Source organism: Gaoshiqia sp. US2, from assembly GCF_059705485.1.
Map to the genome: position 1 here is coordinate 157,881 of NZ_AP048550.1, position 20,531 is coordinate 178,411.

Below are 20,531 nucleotides of genomic sequence, written 5' to 3' on the forward strand. Positions count from 1 at the left end.
AATTCTGTTGTTAATATTCACGATAATACTATAAATTCATTTTACGAAGGTGTCTTTGAACTTCCCTTTCCACTTTATCAAAATCAGGTAAATCCTTTATTTGATCATTCATTGATTTTTGCCATCTCCCTTTATATGAAGCCATTCTCTGCCCTAATTTTTCATTAAATTGTAATGGGTTTAATCCTTTGCTCTCACATTTCGCCATAAATTCTGGAACGTAGAATTCTATTTTCATTCCATGAATTTCGAGCAAATACCAAATATCGTAAAAATCACGTGCCTGCATACGCTGCATCACCGAACGTAGTTTTTCCACTAAAACTTCCTCCAAAGGATAGCAAAGAAGTTTGTGTTCTTCCTGATCGGTATAATTTAGAATCATATTTTGCATTACAGGAGCAAATACAAGTTTCTCACTTCTTGAAATATCTACTTTAACTCGTTTATTGTTACCTTGCCCTCCTAATGGACCTATGTAGCTGATATAAAAGTTAATGCCTCCATCTTCATGCTCATTATCGTCAATTATTTCTAAAGGAATGTTAGCCTCTTCCCGTATATATCCAAATATCTCTTCAAACCATTGAAAAATCTGGGCATTTGTAATTTCATCATTTAATAAGGTGAAATCAAGATCTTCTGAAAAGCGATAGTCTTTAAAATACGCCTTTTTCAAAACTGTTCCTCCTTTAAACACAAGAGATTTTGCTAAATTTTCATTTTCAGCAACCCCTTGTAAAATCCAAGAAAGGATATAATCCTTTTCAATTTGTTGGTCACGCACAACAACTGCTCGTGCTTTATTTTGTATTTCGCTTGGTTTAATCATGTGTAAATAGCTGATTTTATCGTTTCGATATCAATGTTCTGCATAATACTCCATTTGCTTAACAGCTTTCCTTCCTTGGGCAATTCAGTATCAAGAACAACATACGATGCTGTTTTTAAATTTTGTAGATCATTAACAATCGGATTATTAATTTCCAGTGTTTCCAATAAAAACCCTAGTCTTTTAATGACTGCCTGAGAATTAAATTGTTGTGTATACTCAATTAATTTGTCAAACTGTATTTTATCTTTTGATATGTAGATTGCTCTGGCAATCTCTACAATACCACCAGCATAATCTGGTTTAAAAAGGCAGTCAATAAATGTTTTTTCTAAATCCGAACATTTTACCTTATGAAAGTTGTCAACCCACATTTTTTTTACTCCAAAAAAGTGATCTTGATTATGGTAGATGAATTGAAAAGGAACATCTTTTACATTAATTGTCGAAGGCCTAATTTGTTTGGCAACAACGATTTGCTGCTTTAATGAAGGTTGAGTTATTAGGTTGTGTATTTGAAGCGCTGAATAATACCCGATGTAGTGATCTGCCCCATTTACTAGATTTTCTGCCAGAAGGTGCCAATCGGGCATAAAACTTTCCGGGTCTTTCTCATAGGGAATAATATAATATACTCCATCTTTTATTCTCATCAATAAACCGCGCTTTGTCATATCGCTCAAAAGCTGATTTACCGTTGGTTTTGACGATTTAGATAGAATCTCAAATGCTTCTGAACTTTTAAAGCAAGGTTTCTCAATCCCATTAAAATGGGTCAAAAGTTCGTTGGATTGAGTTGAAATGTTTTTACTTCTCATAGCTCTAATGTCAGATGTCGTCTCATTACAATGATACAAATAATAATTTATTAAACACTATATTCTTTAGATAAATTATTTTTTCATAGTTTATTTGTCAGCTATAAGCTTATTATTGAGATATGAAAGATAGCTCGTGTACAAAAATCTTACCGTTATTTCATGCTATGTATACTTGCTCATTGCCTCTTGAAAAATTGTTCTGATCTTAATTTCTATAAATTGGCAGCAAATTAAGATTGCTGCCAAAAATTTGACATGCCACTATCATATATGATTATTGTCTTGAAGAATGTTTTCCGTCTTTTGAATTAACCCCTAAAATTTTCTTCTGAATTTGTTTTTTTTCAATTTATCGTTATACCTTTTGCTTTTGAACCCTGAGCCATCATCCAATTGTGTTTTTACTTGTCGTATCAATTCTTTCAAAACCAGTGTTTTTAAAACTCCAGAGCTTAATATTATTTGATCCGGACTGAGATATAGTTTTGCATTTTGATCTAAAGTCTGTTGCTCAGACAAATAAAATCTTGGTCTTTCCTTAAAATCCCACATCCTTACCGGATGCCTTACCGGATTTCCATTTTCATCCGTCACTAAAGCAGAGTATCCCCGACCTGCTTTTCTGACCTCCACATTAAACAACTTCAGCGCTTGATCATACATTTCTTTGGAGGTGATAAAGTCCATCCGATTAAGTTGCCCAAATAAGCTTTCCAGATTCTGCTTCAGATTTTTGCTGGAACCGGAAAAACGATAGTTCATTTTCTCCTGTAGTTCGTCTTTAGTAAGCTGATATTTCTGCTCCAGCTCTTTGATGAACCGTTGCGTCTTTTCTTTTTCGTAACTATCACTGATCTTTTTACTGGTATCACAATCAATACGGGTAGATACAATATGAAAATGCACGCGCTCCAAATCGGCATGTTTATATACAAGGTAAGGCTGGTTCCCATACCCTAAATGTTTCATCAGGTTACCGATCTCAGTTTTGACACCGGCATCACCCAACCGGACTAAATCACTGACTGTCGGATTAACCGATATGTGCAATCCGGGCTTTCGAACCCGGGTGTTTCGATCCTCGATCTCTTTGAAAATCCGATAACGAATATTCTTGTCTCCGAAAAATGGATTGATCTCCGGCGTGTTTTTGCTCTGGTAAAAGGTTGCATAATGTCGTTCGACTTTTCTCTCATTGTAAAACATCGCATTTTTTGTGCTGCAAGCCTGGTGGATTTTTATAATCATGATATTTAGGCTTTAAGGGGTCTGTGAAAGAAAATTAGTGCATTAATTTTTGAACGACGATCAGACAGTGTCGCATCATTTCAAATGCTCGCTTCAGCAGCTGCCGGTCATTGTCGCCGACATTGTAACCCGAAAACGAATTCATCCTTTTTGAAAGCTGATTCAGGTTAACCCCGATCCTATTCAATTCGTAGTCCAGGTTTTTGATTTGTTCTATGGCTTCATTGTCGAGCGAAAGGGTTTTCCTTTTGGATTGATCGAATATCTTATTTCGCATGAAATCACTCATGCAACCATACTTTCCCTGTTTGGTCAGGTTTTGCAGTCTGATTTTCTCTTCCTTGGACAACCGGATAATTAGCTTCTCAGTTCGTTTGTCAGTATCGGACAGCTTTGGGCGCATGAATTGTTTTCTGTATTCTTGTTTCTGTGTTCTCTTTTGTTTGCATGGTACCAACGACCTGTTCTGTTCCTTTTAAAATCGGTTCAAAGTGGGGAATCAGCTTCCAAAAGATGGGGAATGGCCTGTTGTCCCTTCGGGCAAGATGAAAGGTTTTTGTGCATACAAAAACACATCTTGCATTCCCCACTTTGAGTTAGATTTCCTCCCTGATTCTTTGCTTTTTCTCTTTGAACTTTCGTCTTCATTTTTTCATTTCTTTCCAAAAAGAAAGGGAAACCTGCACTTCAGAATTTCCCCTTCCGGTTTTGAAAACGAGACCTGTTATTTAATCAATGGACTTTCTGTTTAGCCCCTTGTTTTTCCGATTGTTTGGCATCCATCTTTAAATCTTCAGCCTTCTCTTGCTTAAACTGCGAGAAACTGATATTCCGGTTAGCCGCATCCACCTGAAGCGTGGCTGAAAACTTCTTGTCATTTTTGCCAGTCATTCCGTCCACGGTTACTTTTTCTCCCGCTGCCAGTTTTTCTTTTTGCTCGGAAGAAAGATTAGCTCCTTTAATTTTATCCGGCACCTGAATATAACTGGAGCGAAGGGGTATCATCTCATTGGTTTTGGAATCAATGCTCAGGTAGTAATTATCTTTCTTTCCATCCCGTCCGGTCAGTTCCACTGTTTTGCCCAGATTTTTATCATTGAGCAAAGCTCCCTTTTCTTCCTTGGAAAACTTATGCCCCATATACTCATCCGGCACATTCAGCCGCTGGATCGGGTGAACTTTAATCCCGACCGATCCGTCCTCATTGCTTTGCAAACGGATTTTGGCCGGAATCCTGTAATCCTCTCCATTGATCTTTGCATTGACTGTGTAGAGTTTGTCCGAACGGAATCCGTTCAAAAAATCGGCCATTTCCTGTTTTTCCATTTGTTTAATCAGATCGGATTTAATACCTACTTTTTCGAGCTTGTCAAACGGAATCTGGTCCATGCTCATGCGTGTTTTCTGTTGTTCCATGATTTTTAATTTTAAAAGGTTAATCAACTTCAAATACATGTTTCTCCCTGCGGTTCAGTTCCACCAAACCACGAAGGATTGTATATTTTTCTTCCGGTTCACTGATGGCATTCAGATGGAGTACCGGTGTAGTCTTATCAGAGGTATAGATAGTCAGGTTCCCAAGGCCGAACATGCGGTAAATCAAAGGTCGTTCTATTAAAAAATCCTTTACACGATAAAGCTCAATAAACTCATGCTTGCGGGTCAGAACTCCGGAATAATACCTTAATTCTTCGGGGTCGATTTCATAGCGGACATAATAAACCCGCAGGATTTGCCAGACCAGGTTCAGCATTGCCAGAATTGAAAGATACACCGGAAGCCTGTTCACATGGACAGCCAGTTTTTCCGGAAGAAGAAAAGCCAGATAGTGCTCTTTCAGCATCATATCCATCAGGATAACTACCGGAATAAATAAAAGAGTCAGCAGGAAATTCTCCAGATTGAGAAGCTGAGACGGCCTGCATTTGAAGTAAAGTGTTTGTTCAATCATTGTTTTTGGATTTTTTTATTCGTTAAAGATTTTGGATTTGATTGATCTTTTTGATCTGATTCTGAGCTCAAAATGGTTAAAGTCCGGATGTCATTCTGGATTTTGGTACGGTTGCGTTCCAGTACTTCCGGGATATTGTCAAACCGGTAAAAGTCCGGGATGGGAACAAAGCGGCCCTCCTCCCACTGCTGTGCTTTGACATCAACATGAACCAGGCAATTAAAATTTTTCTGCGCGATGGCTTCTCCAAAGTTGTCGGCAACCTGGCCAACCATATATCCTTGCGGCAAAGTGGCAATCTTCCCTTCAGGCACCAGAAAGTCCAGTTGGGTTGAAAAGGTCGAGGATTGGGTGTTACGGTTAATATTGACAGATTGGCGTTCCTGAAGGATTTTGCCCATCCGGTTCTGGATAAACTTGGCAGTCTCACCGGCAGCCTGTCCGCAAAACACATTGCCGATGTTGCTGGTGATAGCATTGGCCTGTTCTTTCCCGTAATCACGGATCAGTTGATCGATGGTCTGGACACCCAATAAGGTAGATATTCTGTTACTCCTTGCTGTTGCAATCAACGTGTCCAGTCCCCGAAAATAAATAGTAGGCAACTCGTCAAAGATCAGTGAGGATGGCCGTTGCCCTTTTCTATTAATAACCTTCAGCATCCTGGTGATGTAAAGAGACAGTACTGCACCGTACATCTCTACCCGAAGCGGATCGTTTGCCAGGCAAAGGATTTTGGGAGAGTCAGGGTTATTGATGTCCAGCGAGAAATCATTTCCAGAACAGATCCAGTAAATCTCCGGGCTGATGATCTTTGAAATGGCAATCTTAAGGCTTCCCAATTGTCCTTCCAGTTGCTCCCTTGCCCCACGTTTATGGGCATTGATAAACGGGTTGATGATGTTTTCCACATCTTTTTCCTGTTCCATTACCGCAAACAGATCGTCGTAGTCTATCTGAAGCAATTCAATGGCATGGGGCAAAGTGCAAAACCGACCATCCTTGTATTTTTTCAAAAACCAGATCACGGCTGCAAAAAAAGAAACGGCGGATTCGGAGAAAAACTCTCCCTGCTGGCGTATCCATTCCCTGTTCAGATTGTACAGTACCGTCCGGGATGATTCAAAAGCATCAATGGGGCTTTCCATCCACTCCGGCGCCAAAGGATTGCAGCGAAAAGATTTTTGAATGTTCTCAAAATTGATCACATAGAACCGGGTGGATTCTGGCAGTTTCCCACTTTTCTTTGCCTTCAGAAAATGGTTATAAGTAACCAAGGATAAATCCGGATACTTGAAATCATAGACACACATCGAGAACCCTTTTCTTAAATGCTGCCGAATAAATGGAAGTACAACTGAAAAAGATTTTCCCGAACCGGGTGTTCCAATAACCATCGATGCCCGGAATGGATTGACAATGTTGATCCAACCATTGTGCTCGCTGCCTTTATGCTGGTAAACTGTCGGCAGGTTGACAGAGTACTCGTTCTTCCTTAAAACTTCTTCCTGTGGAAAACTTTCGTTCTCCACATTAAACCGGTCTTTCATCAGATTGACGTTGATCAGCTTGGAGATGTTGTCAAATCCGATGTTCAAGAGAACAAAGCCAAAAAACGTCAGGGTCAGGTAAACTGCCGGAAACGATTTGAAAACTATAAGGCTTCCCCAATAAAGGATTAACCCGGCGATTGTCTGTCCGACAATGGTTGAAACCAGCAATTCCCTGTCTTTGTGAGCCTTGGTCCCGATACAGGTTATGGCTAGAAAAACCAAACAAATGACCTTGGATGGATAAAGGCTTGCCAGGAACTTCAGATTCTGCATCTTTTCAACCAATGGATGAAAAGCAGGTATTTGTATTCCCTTCAGAACAAAATAATTCAGCTGGGTCAGGAACATCGATAAAAAAAGAAGTACATAGCTGAAGAACCGAAAGCCTTCATGCAATTTAACCAGTTCATGAGATTCGTGTTCCATTTTCAGGGTTATAAAGCCCCTGTGTCCCCTTTCGGCGAAGCGCAGGGAAACAGGGTAAAGAAATGTGTGTGGTTTTATGATTGGATTTTCCTCTCGCTTGATTTATTTCAGGGATCTGGCTTTGAAAATATCCTTGTTCTTCAGGTTGAAGCTGAGTTTTCGACCGGTGTTGCCCAGAGCTTTTTCATTGAGTTCGATCTTCAGGATACGCTGATCAGGAATGGTCATTTTTTCAATCACAAATACTTCCCGAACAGTAACCTCGCCCGGAATTCGTTGAACCTTGTTTTGCTGGTACTGCGGAAAAACCTGGTATTCTTGCACATTGGTTGCTTTGGCTTTTTTCTTATCGGTAATCCAGAAGTTAAAGCTTTCTACATCATACGCCATGTTGGTTTTATTGGTAACCTGAAGTTCAAAAAAGAGCGCATCGTTTTTCAGGCTGATCGAGTTTAGACGAACCTTGATCCCGTCTTTTTCCGATTGGCGTTTGCCAAACTTATGCCTGTGCTTTTCCAAAACCTGATTGCAAAGGTCTTTCAGCACATAGTCTGGCATCATCTTACCGGAAAAGGTCATGGCCTTTTGCGAATCAAAAGCTTCAATCGGGTAAGTGATCGGTGCATCGTTGCCATACTGTAATTCGAAAGAATAAATCTTGTCGGCACAAACAACGGTCAGGGAGGTCGGTTTGTCAAAAGGTTGCACGGCTTTGACCCGGATCAGGTTTGAAAGTTCGGGAACAACCTCTGCCTGGATTATCGAATAGTCACCAGCCTGTATATAGTTGACTTTATCGGGGCAAACCAGATGGCTGGTTTTACTATCAGAAATTTTTAAGATATTTTGTGCGCTAACTGAAATCTGGGTCAGTGAACAAATCAAAATGATTAAAAAGGTTTTCATGGTTATTTGCTTTTGTTGATTAAATAAACGAGGGTATTTTTCTTGATGGTGACTTTTTTGATTCGTATCATTTTTAGCAGGGATTGGGCTGTCCGGTCGGCTGCCTGCATTCCCATATAAGTCAGCGGATTGTTGCTTACACCGAACATAGAGGAAGTGTTGGCGCTGCTGCCGACCTCTTTGGCAACTTTTCGGGAGGCATTGTCGGGAACATACAGGCCGGGTAGGCCGTCCAGATCACAAACGGTGATGTCGACCGGAACAAACTTTTCACCTACCGGGATTTGCATCACCTCGATCTGAAGGCGTTCGTTGCTGACTTCACAGATGCCATACAAAAAAGTGTTGGCCGGGATTTTAACTCCATTTAGCCAGGCTTCTTCCAGAAGCCGCAGCTTCACCCTGTTGCCAGTTAATACCGTGGTGGTTTCATAAACTTCAGCTTCAATAACCGGGACTGCTGTATCTTTGGGTTTAAACCCTGACTTGCCACCTTTTTCTAGGGTAAAGTGCTTGTTCTTTTCTGCTTCCAGTTTCTCATTTTTAGCGGAGGTTTCCTTTAATCGTATGTTCAGGGAATCATTCTGCTTGGCCAGTTTGCTGTTTTGCCGAAATACCTTGTCCAGTTCTTCAATGCCGGTCGGAGCAATTGAAGCTGATCCTTTTTGATCATTGGAATCCCTTTTGCCTTTATCTACCTGATTTGAGTCTGCATCCTCATTTTGTGATTTTGTTTCTGTTTGGCTATTTTCCAGATCTTCCCTGACTGTCTTTTCCTTTTGCCGGATATGAGCCAACAGATCAGTGGAAACATCAGCATTCAGTTCAGGAACCGGATCGTTCTTATACAGATTCCTTTTCCCAGAAAGCAGCTTTTCTTCCGACAGGGATTCTTGTGCCAAAGTTTCCTCATTGGTGGAATCGGTTTCGCCTGCAATGTTATAATCGTGACTGGTGGTGGCTTCCTTTTTCGAGGAATAATTATCCATCTTGTCGTAAATCACGACGCTTTTATCAGCATCAGGAAGGGTGTAATTGGCACCCTTTGCCACTTGCTGCTCTTTTTGTTTCTGTTCTTCCTTTTCCTTCTTTTCGCCACCTCCCAGCACATAAAAGATCAGAACAATAAAAGGGATCAAAACCAAAGGAAGGAACAGCAGAGGCTTATTTCTTTTCAGGTATGCTTTCATGTATTTCTTGTTTTAGAATAGTTTCAAAAGAGTCAACGGGCATTTCAAAAGAGAGGGATTTCTTATGCTCTAGGGTTTTCGCTATATCCGGGTTTCCTTCACTGACCGGCTGGATGGGTTCGTACGTGATTGCCGGTTTTGGGAAAACAAAGAATGAAATCAGGTATAGCAAGAATGATGCACCCAGGATGATGGCCCACTTCTTCTTTCGTTTGGCCGGATCGAGTTTTTGATCCTTCTGGTCCAGCCTGTTGATCCATTCATTAAACCGACTGGCTTCACTGATCCGGGTCACAAGGCTTTTGGATTGTTTATTTTCTGTATTCATAATCGTTGTTTTTTAGAATTAAAAGGACTTGCGTTTCATCGTTTCCAAATCTTTATTGTCCGTTATCAACCAATCCTCGATCATAAACCCGTGCGGGTTATTGTCAGTCCGGGAGATGTTCCGGAGCCGTCCGGAGGTTTCCATGTTGCGAATGGTAATGTTGGATTTGCGGACAATCTTTTGGCGACCGAAAAACCGGAACTGGTAGGGATATGCCGAAAAATCGATTTGCACCGAATCGGTCGTAAGGGTCATGCTGATGTCGGAAGCAATGATCTGGTTATAGACGTTATTTTCCTTGTAAGACTGGTACTGTTTCATGGCCGAACCATCGGCCAGGTACAGCGCTTCCCGTGCATTGTTTTCGATGTACTGCTTGTCGGGTTCCATCGTAAAAAACAGCTCATGAAAGCGTTTCACATGGTCTTTGGCCTCTGAAGGCCGGTTGTCCGTGATGTCGGCACGAAGGGCCAATAAAAGGGATTTGCCGTTGTCCAGCACATAGATTTTCTGGCGGGACCGTTCAACCAGTCCGATTGAACGGGTGAAAACATAAGTGCTAAAGCCGATCAAAAGCAGGCTGACGGCCAAAAGGATATAAACAGTAAAGCGGAATTTGCGCTGTATGTCAAAAATCTTATTCATCTTGATTTTGGATTGATTGTTTGTGGATTGGATTATTTCATTGCCCCTTTGGTGATCATCATCATGGCCGCAGTTTTCACCATCCGTCCCCCGCCGCTTCCAGTTCCTGATGCACTGACAATCCAGGATGCGATTTTGGGCACCATTACCAATCCCACAATGCCACATACCGGCACAACCATGTTGGAAACGTAGTACAGTGAAGGCTGGTAGATCAGCGAGGCTTTAGTGGCGGCTATCTCTGCATCAAGTACATAAATCAGTACTTCCTGAACCAAGGAAAGAACAATCAGGGCTATGGGCAGATACAGGTTCACGTTCACAAACCGGGCAATCCATTGAAGGTAATTCTCCTGAAATCCGTCGAAAATGGAGACAGCAAATACCAGTGGCCCGAAGATGATCAGCAGCACACAAAACACCGTTCGAAGGAAAGCGATCAGGTAAACTAGCGCCTCAAAAAAGGATTCCAAAAGCTGCCGGACACTATCCATCAGGTAAAAATTGATCTGATGCTGCAATGCCCTTCCGGAAACAATGTTGTAGGTAGTTAAAAGCAGGTTGACCCCTTTATCCCACAGTGATGCTTCTTTCTCTTCGTTTTCCTGAAATGAAGGCAAGTCAACAGCAAGGATGGCATCCTGCTTTTCTTCGAGTTTGGCAGCCACGATGTGTTTTTTGTCGGCATAAATAGCTTCCGAGAGTTTGGTCAGCCCTTTGGTGGGAACCATCAGCAGTTGAACAAAGGGAGCCCAAAAGGTAATCACCAACACCAGCGCAAATGGCCGGAGAAGTGGTAATAGTGAGATAGGATTATCAGCAATCAGCTGTTCGTAGATGCGTTTGGAGATGTACAGAAAAGCGGCAATGCCACCAATGGCGCGGGCCATATTGACCAGCAACTGGGCATTGTCCAGGCCTCCCCGGACCAATACATCGGTAAATTGAAAAAAGCTTTGGGTACTCATTACTTGTAAAAGCATGAATCAAGTTTTAAATGGTTAATGATCAATGGTTAATTGTTAGTCCTTCAGGAAAGCATAGGACTGAGGCACATTGTTGTTAAAAGCCTGCAGGTGCAATACCTTTCGGTAGGTGTAGTCTGTCTCTCCGATTTGCTTGTTTAGTTCGCAACGGATTTCGTCAAAGGCTTCCAGTTTTTTGCCGTGGTCAGTCAGAAACAAGTTGACGGAAATAAACCGGGTCAGTAATTCGTCGGCCTCCTTTTGGTAAGTTTGCCGGAGCCATTTGCAATTGGGCAGCTTGTCCAGGTTGTCGATACTGATGTAAAGCCTGACAAATCCGGAAGCGATACTGTAAACGTCGGGCAATTGGTCGGAATTGGCATCGAAGATCTTCTTTTCAATGTCCCGCTGGGTTTCTGTATTGTTTTTGATCTGTTCCGTTTCCTCATGCCTTTTCTGCATCTGCGATTTCTCAATCAGCCTTTCGATGATCTTCAGCAGGTTGGTTTTCAGCATTCCGGCGTATTCTTCCGTGTCGTATACCAAAGCCGCATCAACTTCTATATAGTAATGAGTTGGCCAGGTACGGATAAACACATGGGGGACCGGTATTAACCAGCCTTTGAATGCCATAAAAGAAAGCGGATAGGTTCCTTGCATGTCGGGGTAAGAGCCGTTCCAAGGTTTGATGTCAAATACCTGGGCTTGGAGTTCCTTCCCAGGCAGCAATGCTGCCAAGGGAAAGATGAGTATGAAAAGTATGGTTTTCATGGGTTGTTAATCATAAAGGGTATAGTAAAAGGCGAACTTTTCGATCTGTCCGGCATTGAAACTGCGTTGGTAGGAAGCCCAGGCCAGCTTGTTGTAGAGGTAACAGATGGTTCCGTAGTGTTTTTTCACTTCGTTATAAATCCCGTTGATGGTGTCGTACCGCTGTTTGTCATCCATCATAAACAGGTCGTCTTCCACGATGGTATTCAAAATGGTAGTGACCAGTTGACGGCTGTCATCCAGCACCAAATCAAAGGATTCGACAATCACTCCAGCCTGACGGGTGGTGAAGTTTTCGTCCTGAACCAACAGTGGTAATTTGGTGGTGTAGATGTAGATGATCTTGTCCAGCATCTCTTTGGTCTGCTTGATGCGCTTGTAATCTTTGATCAGGTAAGAAACCTTTTGAAGGCTTGCCAGCTTCTTTTGATCAATCCCGACCAGTTCGGAGGTTAACCCTTTGATGTCGCCGTTCAGTACTTTGATCAGCACATTGTACCAGTTAATTTCAGACAGGATTCCCTTTTCCTGATCCCAAAGAGCTTCGCGTTGAATACCTGCCCCAACGTCGGTCACCGGAGCCTGGGCAAAACTGTTTTTGGGGATGAGTATGTTGAATAAAACAACTATCCCGAGAATTAAAATTGTTGCTTTTGTTTTCATTGTTGTAACTGTTGATGTTTTACATGGATTTGAGGATTTCGACAAAGGTTAAGTCCTGCGCTTCATGGAGTTTTTTCAGGATCATTTCCTTTTCGCTTTGTTCAGAGGTGTAGCAGTAGTATTCGGGTTTGCTGACTTCCAGGGCATAAACCTGGGAATAGCTTCCCAAACCGATAAAGACTTCCTTGAGTTTTCGTCCTGATGGCAGGTTTTTGTTTATCGACAGAATCTGGTCTTTCTGGAACTCGGATAACCCAAGGGTGTCACTGATGCTCTGGAACTTGTTCCGGAACTTGCTCATGTCAAGCAATATCCGGGTATCGGCGTTGTTGATAATTGCATCCCGGATCACCGGCGAGGAAATCACATCGTCCACTTCCTGGGTGACCACCATCGCCTCTCCAAAGAATTTGCGGATGGTCTTATAGAAATATTTGATGTAACTGGCCATTTGGGGAGTTGCGATTGCTTTCCAGGCCTCTTCGATGCACAGGACCTTCCGAACACCCTTTAACCGCCTCATTTTCTGCATAAAAATGTCGATGATGATCAGGGTAGCGACCGGAAAAATTGTTGCGTGGTCCTTAATATTGTCCAATTCAAAGACAATAAAAGGGCAACGGAAAAACTCATCGGTGTCCATCTGCTTGTTCAGCAAATAGTCATATTCCCCTCCCCGGTAGTATTTGCCCAGGATGAAGAAAAACTCATTGCTGTTGAACTGGATGGATTGTTCTTTAACCAGTGCCGGAATGTAGCTTTGACAATACACATAAAAACCATTGAAAGACCGTTCATTTGAGTCAGATTCAAAAAAGGCTGTCAACGAATGGGCAATCACGTCCTTTTCCATCTCCGATAGGTTTTCCTTGTAAATGGTGTAGATCACAGATAGTATGGTTTGTTTGCGTTCTATGTCAAGTTCTCCTTCCAGGATAAATGGATTAAACGAAATCGGGTTTTCAGTGGTAAACTCCACCATCATGGCACCGCCCTGATCTTTGAGCCGTTCATTTAGATAGATGGTCAATAGTTCATAGCTTCGGCCTACGTCAAGTAGTACAATGTGACAATTGCCACTTTCAGCATACTGCCGCAGCAGATGGTTGGTAAAAAAGGATTTTCCGGAACCTGACCCACCAATAATGATTTTGTTGCGGTTATGGATCAGGTGTTTGTGCATCGGCTCATCCGAAATGTCAATCTTCACCGGGCAACCTTCCAGCCTATCAGAAAGCCGGATGGTAAAATCTGATTGACTGTTTTTTAACTCACCTTCGAAGTTGGTCAGGCAACAGGCTTGTGGAACCTGGGTGATGAACAGTTCTGTTTCCGGAAGCTGCGTGGAGAAAGGCACACAGGAGAAAAAGAGCATCGGCAGATCATGTGTGTGCTGGTATGGAAAACAGTTCATCATCGAAAAAGCGGAACTGGTTTCGCTCTTGTGTTGCTTCAAATCTTTCAGGGCTGAATCGAAAAGCATCACATTAAAGTGGGTCTTCACAATCTTTTCTCCTGATGTCTGTACCTGATCTAAAAAGGATTCAATCAGCCCGGCATTGACTTTGTTCTCTGAAGAAAACTTGGACAAACTGAAGATTTTTTTGTAGCTGCTTTCCAGAAAGCCTTTGATCTCCTGCTGATCGGGAATGTAAATAAACTGGTTGGTGATGTGTGAAAAAGGCAGGTGATAACTTACCGGGTAAACCAGCGATACGGGTAGTCCGGTCTGCGGATGCTCCGAAGCTGGCCTGAGTTCTGCCGGAATGTGAGAATAATCGCTTAATGACAATACTTCCACAAACTGATCCATCACTTTCAGCCGGTCACGAAAATCAATGCCTCCCAATGCCGGATGGTTCTCTGTAAAATTAAGGCTCAGAAAGCGTTCGATCAATCCAAGGGAATGTTCATCTCCAATGGCTTCTTTCCTTGATATGGGTTCACATCCAATTCCATTTTGGGTGAAAATGGCGATCACATTACTCCGCAGTTCATTGATCTTGTCGTACTGCAATTTTTCCAGGTTGCGTTCTTTCCGGGAAAAGATTAAAGCGGATTCGAGGTAGTTTTTCAGAAGGCCTTTATTTAGCAGACTGATGTAAAAACAGCAGTTGTGTTTCAAATATCGTCTTCCGTCAAAGTGCTCCAGATAGGATTCATTCAGGCTTTCCTTTGCTCCGGTTGTTTCTGATTCCGATTCCGATTCCATCGGATGGAATTCTTTAACCAGGAAAAAATCCTGTTTATGGATAAAACTTCCGGCAGGCAGCAGGTTGATCATCCTCTGAAAGGTATCGTGCAGCATATAAAGTTGTTCGGTACTGCATGACAGGACTTCTGGTAATTGAAGCCGGAATCCAATGGTCAGATCCAGGTTATTGGAGACCTGAACATCACCGTTAAATCCCATTACAGGCAGTATACTTTCGAGGTTCTTGATCTTCATGTGGCGTAAATTTGATGGATTCTTCGTTTGCAACTAATAAATTGAGGCAGTTTCCGGGCGGTCTGTTTCTTGCCCCACCCTTCCGGACCGTACTTCTTCTGAATGGTATTCAGCCGATAGAGGTATCCGAAAAAGGCTGGGACCCCGATCAACACTGCCGGAAAAACCCCAACCAGAATGTAGAGCGCAGAGAATAAAAAGAAGGTAGCGATGATGCCATACAATGCCCGGAATACCAAAGGGCCGGAAAGCCCTTTGATATACAACCGGATATCCACCTTTTTGACTGGATAGCCCTGCATCAGACAAAGAATGCCTTGATCACTACTCCCACCAGAATCAGGAACAGACATGCACCAAACCAGCCCATGATGGCTTTCTGGGTGTCCTGGTCCCCGCTCTGCCATTTAATGTACACGCGGACACCGCCAATCAGCCCAACCACGGCTCCAATGGCAATAATCAGGTTGGAGATGGGATCCACGTAAGAACTCACTTCGGCAGTGGCCTGATCAATTCCGGCGGCGGATTGGGCCATGGCCTGGTAAACGCCCAGAAGGAGCAAAACAACAAGGGCTTCCACCCTTTTAAAAAAACGTTGAACTTTTGTTTTCATGAAACTTTGAGTTTTTAAGAATGAATAATTGAGGATGATTTATGACTGGAACTGGATGTTCTCCAGGATTTTTGGCAATTGAGGATGATTGGGATTTGTAAAGCATTCGATAGGGTAACCGTCGTCCAGACCGGTTTCTTCGTACAAGGAAACTGGTAAGAGAATCGATTCTGCCAACCGAATTGGGATAAGCTCTGAAGGGTAATCATGTGCAGAGACCGCAATGGGTTGCAAGCCCTCTGAAAGAACCGGAGTAAATTGGTCGTCCTCAAAAAGAGTTTTCCGATTGCTCTTTTGATTGACAAGCGCAATAAGGATAATTGACAGGTACCATAAAATAAGAGCTCCAGCAATGAATTGAACGAATTGCCCCCAACTGATTTGATCGATTCCAAACATATTTTTTAAGTTTTTTGGTAGATAAAAAGTGATGGACATTGAGGGTTTTGGTCAATCCATTCCCTCAAGTCATCGCCGCAAAGGTGAAGTGCCGGAATCAGATTATTTATCAAGATGAGTTCAGGTGGGGTGTTTTATATGGTTAAGAAACACATTAACAATCAATTGTATTTTAATTGGTTTTGTATCGTTTTGATACTGATAGGATTTGTTTAGGCTTTAAATCCCATTTCAAAGAGTATGATTTGATACAGTTTGGAGGGTGAAAGATTATTCCAAAAGAGAGAGAAAAAACAGTCAAAAAAAGAAAAAGAAAGCCAATCAAGAGCCGGTCGGGGCGGAAATGCAAGACTGTACCGGTCAATCAGGAAAATTTCTTATTGAAATGGGAAACAAAATGAGGAAAAAAGCGGGACACTTGTCTTGGTCTTGCATTTGTTCCGGCACTTGGATGTGTGGAGACTGGCTAAATTAGGCTTGCTTTTTGATTTTGACGAAACTATTAACTGACCAAAATTTTTGAGAGTGGGCGGGCGAAAGGCAAGTGTGGCCCGGAAATGGAATGAAGCTGACGGCTAGGGCCGGAATGAAGCCCTGCATCCGGTTTTGTGCAGGGAAGTGGTTATGGGTAAACCGGGCGGGCGAAATGGAGTCGGGGAGGGGTCAGCGCAATGGAATGAATCGGGCTACTCTTGCCGTGCGGTACAACCCGGCTTATGAGCTGAACGAGCGGATCAAGCGACCGGTCCCAGTGAGGTTACGAACAGGGAAAAGGGAGTGATAAAGCGAGGGAAGCGAATGTGCCGGGGTACAGGGGAAATACCTGCTAAAAGGATTTTTAAACCTCAAAATTCATTTAAAACCTAAAAAAAAACGGGGAAGTGTGGACGGGAAGGGAAAAGTCAATCCAGGCATGAAATGACAGGTATTGATCTTTGAACCGGACAAGGCCACTCTTCCATGCTGAATCGAGGCTTGTTCGCGCCCTGGCGGAGCCAAAGCGCGAACAGGCCGCAGAACCTAATACACAAACCTCATTAGTTTACTGAGTAGAACATTAGTTTCCTAACAGGAATTGGGTTAATTAATAGATGCTTTTGCTGGAAGGTATTTGTTCAGGAGTTCAAATAATTTTTGCGAATTAATCGGCTTCGAAATATAGTCGTCGCATCCGGCAGCCAGACATTCGTTAATATCATTGGCCGAGGCGTAAGCGGTCTGGGCAATAATTATCATTTTCGGTTTTGTCTGTTTCAAAGACCGGGTAATAGTCAATCCATTGCTGTCCGGTAACCGGATATCCATGAGAACCATGTTGATTTCAGGGTTTTGGTCTATAGCTTCGAGCGCTTCATGGCCCGACCCTGCAAAAAACAATTTTATATCGTGCCCGTTAAGCAATTCTTTCAGGTATATTGCATTTGGCTGGTCATCTTCAACAATCAATATGGCTTTACCGTTCCATTTCGAATGGACTTTAATTTTCTCCTGTTTTGCTTCATGGATTTCAACATCCCCATTCAACGAATAGTTGAAATAAAACGTTGAGCCTTTCCCTAATTCCGATTCGAGCCACATTCTTGAATGAAATAATTCAAGAATGCCTTTGACGATAGAAAGTCCTAATCCCGTTCCGCCATATTTTCGGGTGGAACTTATATCTTCGGCCTGCCTGAACCTGTCAAAAATGATCGTTTGTTTATCCGGCTCTATCCCGATACCGGAGTCTTTAACAAAAAAGATAATTTCTGAATCAGCCCCTTTGGTAATCCCAAATTCGATTAAGCCCTCTTTAGTAAATTTGATCGCATTATCAATTAAGTTTCCAAGTACCTGTTTGAGCCTTTGCGCGTCGGTTCTGATCACGGTGTTAATTAATTCATCCGGAATTGATAGAAGTATTGAAACGTCAGACTTTTCATGGTTTGTTTCAAGGTACAACTGGTAAAATTCGTTCAATCCTTTTAAGAGATTGGATATTTTGACGGGAACCATAATAACCTGTAGTTGGCCTACCTCAATTTTAGAAATATCCAAAATGTCTTCAATAATATGCAACAAATCGTATGACCGACGCTGGATCAGGTGGGTAAACTCAGTTTTTTTCGATTCGTCAAAGTCAGGATCTAAGATCAGTTCTGAAAAACCAATGATCGCATTCATCGGTGTACGGATTTCGTGGCTCATGTTTGCCAAAAAAGAGGATTTTAACCGGTCGCTTTCTTCTGCTCTTTCCTTTGCCCTGATAATTTCATCTTCGGCAAGTTTACGCTGCGTAATGTCCTGAATTATTCCCTTTAGTATTAATGGTTTATTGGAGTCATCATGTATGAGTTCACCGGATTCTGTCCAGACGTAATGAAGCGAACCATCAGGCCAAACGACCCTGTATTCAGCAGGAACAGTAACCCCCTCTTCAATGACGACTTTCATCGAATTAAAAACTCGTTCCCTGTCGTCAGGATGAATTGCGTTCCGTATAAGCGATTCGATGCTCCCGTCAAACGTTTTTGGATCAATCCCCATTATAGGGAAGATCTCATCTGACAGCTCTAGCTTATTGTCTTTGATAGACCATGTCCAGTATCCCAAAGCAGCTATCTGCTGGGCCCGCCTGAGCTCTGCCTCAGATTTCTTTATCCGTTCTTCAGCTTTTCGGCGTTCGGTAGTATCAAAAGATAATATAAAAATCCCATCGGGAATGGGATGGATACTCATTTCAAACCAGCCCTTTGATTGGTCCGGATATATAAATTCAATTTCAAAGTGGTCGCGAACTTTGTTTTCAAGACAATTTTTTAGCTTGGCGTAGATAGGTTGTTCCACAATATTTGGATAAACCTCGATGACTTTTCTCCCTATTATATCGTCCCTGGTTGTATGTCCGAATTTTGCCCCGCTGTCGTTTATGTACAGGTATTGCCAGTCGTGCCCAATTATCTGGCAGCCCTCAAGCATATTGTCAAGGGCATATTGGTAACGGAGTTCGGCTTCTTCAATTTTACTCTTCTGTTTTGAATTTAACCTGATAATATTTTCAACTTTTGATTGAAGCTCTTCGACCGAAAACGGTTTGGTCAGAAAATCCTGAACCGATTCCTTCAATAGTTTATACTTAAGCTGTTCGTCAATAACGGCAGTCAGCATGATGATCGGAGTATCCGTCAAGTCTTCATTGCCCCTAATCAGGTGGACCATTTCATCACCGTTCATCAGGGGCATCATAATGTCAGTAATAATCAGGTCAGGCTTAATCATTAACGCTTTTTCAAACCCTTCCTGACCATTTGATGCTGTCGATATTAAAAAGTCGGGTGATAAACTACGGCTAAGAAAATCGGTAATATCCTGATTATCGTCCACAATCAGGATAGAATTTAACAATGCTGTTTCAGAATTCCGGGTCTTTTTTAATTTCCCGGATTCCTCCAGGTAAGAGTCAAAGGATACCTGATTCCTGATGTCAGTTGATTTTTCTCCCTCGTTTTCCGAAACTGTAACTCCTTCCGGCGCTTTCAGGGGAAGGAAAACCTGGAATAATGCCCCGTTTCTCGGAGAATCTGAAACAACGGCTTTCCCTTTATGAAGCTCTGCAAATTCTTTAACTATGGCTAATCCCAGCCCGGTACCTCCATAAAGTTGTCCTTTCTGTCCTTCAATTTGCTGAAAGCGTCCGAATATATTTTCCCTTTTCTCTGATGGTATTCCAGGGCCGCTATCATTTATCTCAAAAATTACGTTCTCACCATTGCTTGTCAAACTAATCGAAATCTCACCTCCGGGCGGCGTAAAACGAAATGCATTGGACAAAAGGTTCTGGAGAATACGCTGATACTTCTCTGTATCGAGTTCAACTAATAACTTATCAGGAAGTTGAACCAAATATTGGATTTTATTTGATTTGGCGATAGAGTCAAAGTAAGAAGTAATCAACCGGGTATTTTCAACCAGGTCAACACGCGAATAATTTAAAGCCATCTGGTGGGCTTCCAATTTGGATATATCTAACAAATCGGTCACCCGACGGTATAAAACATTGGCATTTCTCTGGATAAGTTCAAGATCATACCTTGTGGTTTTATCGATCTTTCCCTTTTTCAGCAACTCGGAAACTGGGTTTACAATTAAAGTAAGCGGGGTGCGGAGTTCATGACTGACATTGGTAAAAAAATGGGTTTTAAGTCTCTCTGCTTCAACTGATTTTTCATATAATTGGCTTACTTTTTCGTTTGCCTCCTGTGCGGCATCCAAAGCTTCGGAAGTTTTCCGGTTAGCCTTTTTCAGGTTTTCCTGCACGTCACTAAAGAGATAGCCCATAACAACAAATACTATAATTGAAAACAGGGCTTTGGGTTCTTCTATTTTAAAAGACAATTCAGGCGGCATAAAGAAAAACCAAACCATCAATGCGGATAAAAGGGTACTGGCGATACCTGCTTTCAGTCCCCCGACACGTGCACTGAAAAACACAGCCGGATAGAACAAAAACCAAACAAAAGGGTTGATGAATGACCACAGTTGCCATTGAACCAGTAACGCAATAAAAGGAATGCTAATTGCAACGAAAAAATTTACCTGTCCTTTTCTATCTGATTGGTGTTGCATTGCTAAAGATTAAACTCAAATATGAGATAGGTTAGTATAGAATTACTATTTGGTTTTTTGCTGTTTATGAGCTATTTGTAAAGTTATATTAAAAAAACATTGAATTCCTAATGAACTATATTTTTAATTTAAAATCTAATATTTTCGGTATAAAACAAACAGT

The 20,531-nt window shown here is 42.1% G+C and carries 19 protein-coding genes; all 19 read right to left on the reverse strand.

What is annotated here, in order from left to right; genetic code table 11:
• Positions 1 to 28 precede the first annotated feature (28 nt).
• Complete coding sequence (locus AC6H3C_RS00605) at positions 29 to 832, reverse strand: nucleotidyl transferase AbiEii/AbiGii toxin family protein (protein ID WP_497518564.1); 804 nt, start codon at positions 830 to 832, stop codon at positions 29 to 31.
• Positions 829 to 1,650: a type IV toxin-antitoxin system AbiEi family antitoxin domain-containing protein gene (locus AC6H3C_RS00610; RefSeq protein ID WP_497518565.1), complete on the reverse strand. Its 822-nt coding sequence runs from the start codon at positions 1,648 to 1,650 to the stop codon at positions 829 to 831. The genes AC6H3C_RS00605 and AC6H3C_RS00610 overlap by 4 nt, the downstream gene beginning before the upstream one ends.
• Before the next feature lie 318 nt (positions 1,651 to 1,968).
• Positions 1,969 to 2,901 carry a relaxase/mobilization nuclease domain-containing protein gene (locus tag AC6H3C_RS00615; protein ID WP_497518566.1) on the reverse strand — a complete coding sequence of 311 codons (933 nt, stop codon included), beginning with the start codon at positions 2,899 to 2,901 and terminating at the stop codon, positions 1,969 to 1,971.
• A 34-nt stretch (positions 2,902 to 2,935) separates the two neighbouring features.
• Entirely contained in the window at positions 2,936 to 3,304 is a 369-nt protein-coding gene (locus AC6H3C_RS00620; protein ID WP_497518567.1) for a plasmid mobilization protein, read from the reverse strand.
• 329 nt (positions 3,305 to 3,633) lie between these two features.
• Positions 3,634 to 4,317 carry a DUF3945 domain-containing protein gene (locus tag AC6H3C_RS00625; protein ID WP_497518568.1) on the reverse strand — a complete coding sequence of 228 codons (684 nt, stop codon included), beginning with the start codon at positions 4,315 to 4,317 and terminating at the stop codon, positions 3,634 to 3,636.
• A 19-nt stretch (positions 4,318 to 4,336) separates the two neighbouring features.
• Complete coding sequence (locus AC6H3C_RS00630) at positions 4,337 to 4,852, reverse strand: PH domain-containing protein (protein ID WP_497518569.1); 516 nt, start codon at positions 4,850 to 4,852, stop codon at positions 4,337 to 4,339.
• The gene (locus tag AC6H3C_RS00635) at positions 4,849 to 6,831 is read right to left on the reverse strand and encodes a type IV secretory system conjugative DNA transfer family protein (protein WP_497518571.1); all 1,983 of its coding nucleotides are present in this window, start codon (positions 6,829 to 6,831) and stop codon (positions 4,849 to 4,851) included. The genes AC6H3C_RS00630 and AC6H3C_RS00635 overlap by 4 nt, the downstream gene beginning before the upstream one ends.
• A gap of 102 nt (positions 6,832 to 6,933) precedes the next feature.
• The gene (traN, locus tag AC6H3C_RS00640; protein WP_497518572.1) at positions 6,934 to 7,737 is read right to left on the reverse strand and encodes a conjugative transposon protein TraN; all 804 of its coding nucleotides are present in this window, start codon (positions 7,735 to 7,737) and stop codon (positions 6,934 to 6,936) included.
• Positions 7,738 to 7,739: 2 nt separating this feature from the next.
• A complete protein-coding gene (gene traM, locus AC6H3C_RS00645; RefSeq protein WP_497518573.1) occupies positions 7,740 to 8,927 on the reverse strand; it encodes a conjugative transposon protein TraM in 1,188 nt (395 codons plus the stop codon).
• The gene (locus AC6H3C_RS00650) at positions 8,902 to 9,255 is read right to left on the reverse strand and encodes a hypothetical protein (protein WP_497518575.1); all 354 of its coding nucleotides are present in this window, start codon (positions 9,253 to 9,255) and stop codon (positions 8,902 to 8,904) included. Before AC6H3C_RS00650 ends, traM begins: the two co-directional genes overlap by 26 nt.
• An 18-nt stretch (positions 9,256 to 9,273) precedes the next feature.
• Complete coding sequence (gene traK / locus AC6H3C_RS00655) at positions 9,274 to 9,900, reverse strand: conjugative transposon protein TraK (RefSeq protein ID WP_497518576.1); 627 nt, start codon at positions 9,898 to 9,900, stop codon at positions 9,274 to 9,276.
• Positions 9,901 to 9,932: 32 nt separating this feature from the next.
• Positions 9,933 to 10,883, reverse strand: coding sequence for a TraJ family protein (locus AC6H3C_RS00660; protein ID WP_497518577.1), 951 nt, complete (start codon positions 10,881 to 10,883; stop codon positions 9,933 to 9,935).
• A 39-nt stretch (positions 10,884 to 10,922) separates the two neighbouring features.
• The gene (locus AC6H3C_RS00665; RefSeq protein WP_497518578.1) at positions 10,923 to 11,636 is read right to left on the reverse strand and encodes a hypothetical protein; all 714 of its coding nucleotides are present in this window, start codon (positions 11,634 to 11,636) and stop codon (positions 10,923 to 10,925) included.
• A gap of 6 nt (positions 11,637 to 11,642) precedes the next feature.
• Positions 11,643 to 12,299: a hypothetical protein gene (locus tag AC6H3C_RS00670; protein WP_497518580.1), complete on the reverse strand. Its 657-nt coding sequence runs from the start codon at positions 12,297 to 12,299 to the stop codon at positions 11,643 to 11,645.
• Positions 12,300 to 12,318: 19 nt separating this feature from the next.
• Positions 12,319 to 14,748, reverse strand: a complete 2,430-nt coding sequence (locus AC6H3C_RS00675) for a TraG family conjugative transposon ATPase (RefSeq protein WP_497518581.1) — start codon at positions 14,746 to 14,748, stop codon at positions 12,319 to 12,321.
• On the reverse strand, positions 14,745 to 15,050 hold the full coding sequence (locus tag AC6H3C_RS00680) for a DUF4133 domain-containing protein (protein WP_497518582.1): 306 nt from the start codon (positions 15,048 to 15,050) through the stop codon (positions 14,745 to 14,747). The genes AC6H3C_RS00675 and AC6H3C_RS00680 overlap by 4 nt, the downstream gene beginning before the upstream one ends.
• Positions 15,050 to 15,364, reverse strand: a complete 315-nt coding sequence (locus AC6H3C_RS00685; protein ID WP_497518583.1) for a DUF4134 domain-containing protein — start codon at positions 15,362 to 15,364, stop codon at positions 15,050 to 15,052. The genes AC6H3C_RS00680 and AC6H3C_RS00685 overlap by 1 nt, the downstream gene beginning before the upstream one ends.
• 39 nt (positions 15,365 to 15,403) lie before the next feature.
• Complete coding sequence (locus AC6H3C_RS00690; RefSeq protein WP_497518584.1) at positions 15,404 to 15,763, reverse strand: hypothetical protein; 360 nt, start codon at positions 15,761 to 15,763, stop codon at positions 15,404 to 15,406.
• A 1,080-nt stretch (positions 15,764 to 16,843) separates the two neighbouring features.
• Entirely contained in the window at positions 16,844 to 20,368 is a 3,525-nt protein-coding gene (locus AC6H3C_RS00695; RefSeq protein WP_497518586.1) for an ATP-binding protein, read from the reverse strand.
• Between the last annotated feature and the right edge of the window lie 163 nt (positions 20,369 to 20,531).

What these genes read in the sequence shown, in the direction of transcription:
- AC6H3C_RS00605 (WP_497518564.1), bottom strand. Translation starts at nt 832, where the DNA reads ATGATTAAACCAAGCGAAATACAAAATAAAGCACGAGCAGTTGTTGTG.
- AC6H3C_RS00610 (WP_497518565.1), bottom strand. Translation starts at nt 1,650, where the DNA reads ATGAGAAGTAAAAACATTTCAACTCAATCCAACGAACTTTTGACCCAT.
- AC6H3C_RS00615 (WP_497518566.1), bottom strand. Translation starts at nt 2,901, where the DNA reads ATGATTATAAAAATCCACCAGGCTTGCAGCACAAAAAATGCGATGTTT.
- AC6H3C_RS00620 (WP_497518567.1), bottom strand. Translation starts at nt 3,304, where the DNA reads ATGCGCCCAAAGCTGTCCGATACTGACAAACGAACTGAGAAGCTAATT.
- AC6H3C_RS00625 (WP_497518568.1), bottom strand. Translation starts at nt 4,317, where the DNA reads ATGGAACAACAGAAAACACGCATGAGCATGGACCAGATTCCGTTTGAC.
- AC6H3C_RS00630 (WP_497518569.1), bottom strand. Translation starts at nt 4,852, where the DNA reads ATGATTGAACAAACACTTTACTTCAAATGCAGGCCGTCTCAGCTTCTC.
- AC6H3C_RS00635 (WP_497518571.1), bottom strand. Translation starts at nt 6,831, where the DNA reads ATGGAACACGAATCTCATGAACTGGTTAAATTGCATGAAGGCTTTCGG.
- traN (WP_497518572.1), bottom strand. Translation starts at nt 7,737, where the DNA reads ATGAAAACCTTTTTAATCATTTTGATTTGTTCACTGACCCAGATTTCA.
- traM (WP_497518573.1), bottom strand. Translation starts at nt 8,927, where the DNA reads ATGAAAGCATACCTGAAAAGAAATAAGCCTCTGCTGTTCCTTCCTTTG.
- AC6H3C_RS00650 (WP_497518575.1), bottom strand. Translation starts at nt 9,255, where the DNA reads ATGAATACAGAAAATAAACAATCCAAAAGCCTTGTGACCCGGATCAGT.
- traK (WP_497518576.1), bottom strand. Translation starts at nt 9,900, where the DNA reads ATGAATAAGATTTTTGACATACAGCGCAAATTCCGCTTTACTGTTTAT.
- AC6H3C_RS00660 (WP_497518577.1), bottom strand. Translation starts at nt 10,883, where the DNA reads ATGCTTTTACAAGTAATGAGTACCCAAAGCTTTTTTCAATTTACCGAT.
- AC6H3C_RS00665 (WP_497518578.1), bottom strand. Translation starts at nt 11,636, where the DNA reads ATGAAAACCATACTTTTCATACTCATCTTTCCCTTGGCAGCATTGCTG.
- AC6H3C_RS00670 (WP_497518580.1), bottom strand. Translation starts at nt 12,299, where the DNA reads ATGAAAACAAAAGCAACAATTTTAATTCTCGGGATAGTTGTTTTATTC.
- AC6H3C_RS00675 (WP_497518581.1), bottom strand. Translation starts at nt 14,748, where the DNA reads ATGAAGATCAAGAACCTCGAAAGTATACTGCCTGTAATGGGATTTAAC.
- AC6H3C_RS00680 (WP_497518582.1), bottom strand. Translation starts at nt 15,050, where the DNA reads ATGCAGGGCTATCCAGTCAAAAAGGTGGATATCCGGTTGTATATCAAA.
- AC6H3C_RS00685 (WP_497518583.1), bottom strand. Translation starts at nt 15,364, where the DNA reads ATGAAAACAAAAGTTCAACGTTTTTTTAAAAGGGTGGAAGCCCTTGTT.
- AC6H3C_RS00690 (WP_497518584.1), bottom strand. Translation starts at nt 15,763, where the DNA reads ATGTTTGGAATCGATCAAATCAGTTGGGGGCAATTCGTTCAATTCATT.
- AC6H3C_RS00695 (WP_497518586.1), bottom strand. Translation starts at nt 20,368, where the DNA reads ATGCAACACCAATCAGATAGAAAAGGACAGGTAAATTTTTTCGTTGCA.